Below are 3,290 nucleotides of genomic sequence, written 5' to 3'. Positions count from 1 at the left end.
GCCGGGGGGTCGCCCCGCGCCGCCCCCGGCCGCTCCCGCGTCGCGGTTGTGCTTTTCCGCGGCGGCCCCCGCCCCGCCCGGGGCCACGGTCCTTCGTCACCCGCGGCCACGACCCTCATCGCGCACGGCCGCGGTGACCCCGGCGACCCCGGCGACCTTGGCGACCCCGGCGACCCCGCGCCCTCGCGGGCGGCCCGGCGGACGGCTCCGCGCCTCTGCCGGGCAGCGCGACGGGAGGTGCTCAGCGCCGGCCGGGAAGCGCGGCGGTCTCGGACTCGGGCCGCCAGGTGGGGAGATACTCCCGCAGCCGCAGCACCATGCCCTGGCAGTAGGAGGCGTTGTGCTCCAGGCTGCGTTCCGGCATGAACGGCAGCTTGCGTCCGCGCGGGTGGTCGAGCTCGAAGCGGGTCAGAAGCTCCTGGCCCGCCTCCAGGCCGGTCACGTCGAGGTCGATGAGCAGGGCGGCCAGATCGGCGGGCATGTCCACGACCGAGGTCGTCTTCCCGCGCGCCCCGGCGCGCGACTCGACACCCAGCTCGGTGAAGTCGTAGCGGGGCGGCTTCGGCTTGGCCAGGTAGATGTAGGGCCGGGCCAGCAGGTCGAGCTCGAACGCCGCCCGCGCCCCGGCGTCCCGCCACCAGGACTGGCCCCGGGCGAAGTCGACGAGCAACGCGTCGAACTCCTCGCGGTGCGAATGCAGGACGAGATGCGCGACCATCCCGAAATTGTGGAAGTCGTAGTTCCAGAGTTTCTTCACGGAATCGCGGAAGAAAGTCGCGACCTCGGTGTCCGTACGACTCTCGAAATATGTCGCGGCGTCGGTGAAGAAGTCCTCGAACCTTCTCGTGCCCGACCTCTCCAGATAATTGGCGAGATAATACAGGCCGCGCAGGTTGTAGAGCGAGTGGACCGCGTAGTAGAACCACGTGCCGCGCTCGCACTCCTCGCGGCTGACCCAGTTCGTGCCGACCACGACATCGGCTTCCGTGACATCACTGGGAACGCGCTCGACCTGCACTCCGAGAAGGTCGCGCTTCGCGTGGATGGAGGTGTTGTGAAGAAGGAGCTGCGGATAGACGATCAGCGTGTCGGCACGCAGCCGGCACAATTCCGCGACCCCTTCCTTGTAGGAGCCGAGGGTTTCCCCGGGAAGCGGCCAGATCAGCTCGATGTAGGAGCTGATGCGCTTCTCCCTGAGCGTCCTCTGCAGCTCGGTGTAGGTCGCGGGCTTGATGTTCGAGCGGTCGACCAGTTCGAGGGTCTTGGAGCTCATCGACTGCAGCGAGATGGGCTGGCTGGTCAGCAGGCCGCCCTGCACGAGGATCTCGGTGATCTCGGCCATGCGGTCCGGCTTGTTCTTCGCCGCGGCCATCGAGACCATCACCGGGTAGCCGTTCTCCTCGCTGCACTCCACCAGGTGGCGGGTGAGCTCCACGTCGCGCGGGGCCATGCCCCAGTTGGCGTCGGCGATGAAGATCGACACGAAGTTGTTCTTGCTGATCCAGGTGATGTCGTCGCGGACCCGCTGGTCCTCGAACTTGTGCACCTTGTCGTTGGTCGCCGCACCCCAGAAGCAGAAACCGCAGCTGAACGGGCATCCGCGGTTGGTCTCCAGGATGGCGGTGGTGTACTTGCCCTCCTCGAAGACGCCGGAGGTGAAGGGCGAGGGCACCTCCATGAGGTCGCGTACCCGCTCGGCGGCCTCGGTGGTGACGAGCTCCCCCGACCGCCAGAAGCTGATCCCGTGGACGGCGGCGAAGTCGGGGTCGTCGCTGAGGACCTGCCTCAGGTACTGCACCATCGTCTTCTCGCCCTCGCCGTTGCAGACGACGACGTTCTCCTGCTCCGGGGGGACGTACTCGTGGGCGTGCTGCATGACCTGCGGGCCGCCGAGGATGAACTGGGCCTTCGGGAGCCGCTCGTGCAGCGCGGCAAGCACGGCACGCGCGAATCCGATGTTCCAGATGTAACAGCTGATGGCGTACACGTCGCTGCGCCTGCCGAGGAGTTCGTCGATCACTTCCTCCCGGTTCGCGGACACGGGTGCGGAGAAGATCTCGAACTCACATCGCGGCCCCACCTCGGGGTCATGCTGTGCGTAGGCCTGCATGTAACCGGAGGCGAGGGGCAGGATGGCCTCGAATGCAGACAGCTCGACGAATGTGACTTTGGTGTTCATGACGCTCGTCCCTGCGTAGTCTGAGTAATCGCTGAAGCCGGTCGGATGGAATCCGCTTATGGTTTCACAGCGGGAGTGGACGAACAACGCACGCCATTTGCGTCCGCCAATCGCGTGTTACGGTTCTGAAAACCTCGATGACCACGGACTCGATAACCACGGAGGAGAAAACGCATGACGACTCCCAACTACGAGACCGGCCACCGGAAGCTCTCGCTCGACGATCGGATCGCGGAGCATCTCGAAAAGACCTTTCAGGACCCCTGGGAAATCCGCAGACTTTCCCATGATTTCCGCAGGAACGGCTATGTGAAGCTGCGGAACGTGGTCTCCGGCGAGATCAAGGACCTCGTCTCGAACGAGGTGGACCGGCTGCTCGACCTGCACGCGCGCCGGATCGACATCAACCTCAAGGAGACCAGCAACTCGCCGAGGAAGATGAGCACGGTCAGCCAGCAGTCCATCGCACAGGACAGCACCCTGATCCCGGAGCTCTACGACTCCGCCACCCTCAAGGACTTCCTCGGCCGGCTGGCCAACGAGCCGGTCGTCGCCTGCCCCTGGGACGAGGAGAAGTACGTCATCATCCGCCAGGAGAAGCAGGGCGACACACACGGCTGGCACTGGGGCGACTTCAGCTTCACCCTCATCTGGATCATGGAGGCGCCGAGCAGCGAGTACGGCGGCATGCTCCAGTGCGTCCCCCACACCAACTGGGTGAAGGAGGACCCCCGGGTCCACGACCACCTCATCAAGCAGCCGATCAGCACCTACGCCCACGAGACCGGCGACATCTACTTCCTGCGCTCCGACACGACGCTGCACCGCACGGTCCCGCTGTCGGAGGACCGCACCCGGATCATCCTCAACACCTGCTGGGGCAGCGAGTCCGACGCCAAGAAGGAGCAGTCGCACGAGACCATGGAGGCGATGTTCAGCTGAGCCTCCCGGCCCCGGCGGCTCCGGGACACCTGGGAGATCCGGAAGCGGTACGGGGAACACGGGAACGACGAGAGGGCCCGGCGGAAACGGTGAACACGGTGGCGTTCAGCCCGGACGGCGAGACGCTGGCCACCGGCGGCGGTGACGGCGCGGTGATCCTGTGGGACGC

3 protein-coding genes are annotated in these 3,290 nt (G+C 66.2%); 2 read left to right on the top strand and 1 reads right to left on the bottom strand.

Annotated elements, in window-relative coordinates; translation table 11 throughout:
- Positions 1–241 precede the first annotated feature (241 nt).
- Positions 242–2,179, bottom strand: a complete 1,938-nt coding sequence (locus ABT352_RS40620; RefSeq protein WP_350950431.1) for a B12-binding domain-containing radical SAM protein — start codon at positions 2,177–2,179, stop codon at positions 242–244.
- Between the two features lie 174 nt (positions 2,180–2,353).
- On the opposite strand from ABT352_RS40620, the gene ABT352_RS40615 reads away from it, so the two are divergent.
- Complete coding sequence (locus tag ABT352_RS40615) at positions 2,354–3,121, top strand: HalD/BesD family halogenase (protein ID WP_350950429.1); 768 nt, start codon at positions 2,354–2,356, stop codon at positions 3,119–3,121.
- Positions 3,052–3,290, top strand: a 239-nt coding sequence (locus ABT352_RS40835; protein ID WP_502992954.1) for a hypothetical protein, incomplete at its 3' end; no start/stop codon positions are given. The genes ABT352_RS40615 and ABT352_RS40835, both read left to right, overlap by 70 nt.

The sequence above is a fragment of the Streptosporangium sp. NPDC000563 genome, assembly GCF_040299985.1.
In the GTDB taxonomy this organism is placed as follows: Bacteria; Actinomycetota; Actinomycetes; order Streptosporangiales; family Streptosporangiaceae; genus Streptosporangium.
The sequence above is the reverse complement of the archived record's forward strand: the minus strand, read 5'-3'. Positions and strand labels throughout refer to the sequence as shown.